Consider the following 1,198-nt stretch of genomic DNA (forward strand, 5'->3'; position numbering starts at 1 on the left):
CCCCTGCTCGACCCCTGGCTCAGGAGCGACTACCGGGCGCTGCTGCGGGAGGTGGCCGACGCGGTGGAGGCGTACGGCATGTTCGTCACCACCAGCGGGAGGGAGGAGCAACTCGCCGTCCGCGACGCGGCGGCCCGGGCGGTGGCCGGCCACGACCGCCTCCGGCAGCGGATCGCGGCCGCGCCGCGCCCGGGCCCGGACACCGTGGAACTGGTCGGACCGCTGCTGGCGGACGCCCGCCGCCTCGTCCGGCAGGTCGACGCGTGACCGCCGGTGCCGACACCCGAGCGGCGCCACCGCCTGAGCGGGCGCCACCGCCTGAGCCGGCCCCGGCCGCCGGGCGTCAGCTCAGGGCCGCGCTCAGGGCAGCGGGGTCCCGCCGGTGGCGTTCACGACCTCCGCGGTGATGTAGCTGGCCTCCGGGGAGGCGAGGAAGACGTAGGCGGGCGCCATCTCCACCGGCTGCGCCACCCGGCCGAGCGGGCTCTGCGTGCCGAACTCGGATACCTCCGGCAGGGTGGAGGGGATCAGCGGCGTCCACACCGGGCCGGGAGCCACCGCGTTCACCCGGATGCCGTGCTCGACGAGGTTGGCGGCGAGCCCGTGCGTGAACGCGACGATCGCGGCCTTGGTCATCGCGTAGTCCAGCAGGTGCGGGCTCGGTTTGTAGCCCTGGACCGACGCGGTGTTGATGACGCAGCCGCCCTTGGGGATGTGCGGCAGCGCGAACTTGCTGATCCAGAACATGCCGTAGAGGTTGGTGCGCATCACCCGGTCGAACTGCTCGGTGGTGATCTGCGGCAGCCCCTCCGGCTGGGCCATCTGGTACGCGGCGTTGTTCACCAGGACGTCGATCCGGCCGAACTCGGCGACCGTCTCCTCGACGAGGGCACGGCACGACTCCTCGTCGCGGATGTCGCACTCCTTCACCAGTGCCCGCCGCCCGGCGTCGGTGACCAGCGACGCCGTCTCCTCGGCGTCCTCCGCCTCCTCCGGCAGGTGGGTGAAGGCCACGTCCGCGCCCTCCCGCGCGAAGGCGAGCGCCACGGCCCGGCCGATGCCCGAGTCCCCGCCGGTGATCAGCGTCTTCCGGCCGGTCAACCGGCCGCTGCCGCGGTAGGACTGCTCGCCGTGGTCGGGGCGCGGGGACATGTTCTCGGTGTGGCCGGGGTGCTCGTCGGACTGCTCGGGGTAGGGC

2 protein-coding genes are annotated in these 1,198 nt (G+C 73.8%); one reads left to right on the forward strand and one right to left on the reverse strand.

The features are described 5' to 3' along the window. The coding region (locus GL263_RS28940) for a hypothetical protein (protein ID WP_182858328.1) at positions 1-267 on the forward strand (267 nt) is incomplete at its 5' end. 93 nt (positions 268-360) lie between these two features. On the opposite strand, the gene GL263_RS26860 is transcribed toward GL263_RS28940, so the two are convergent. Beyond that, a partial coding sequence (locus GL263_RS26860) for an SDR family oxidoreductase (protein ID WP_182858329.1) occupies positions 361-1,198 on the reverse strand: 838 nt, incomplete at its 5' end.

Origin of the sequence: Streptomyces durbertensis (genome assembly GCF_014156695.1) — a bacterium.
Lineage (GTDB): Bacteria > Actinomycetota > Actinomycetes > Streptomycetales > Streptomycetaceae > Streptomyces > Streptomyces durbertensis.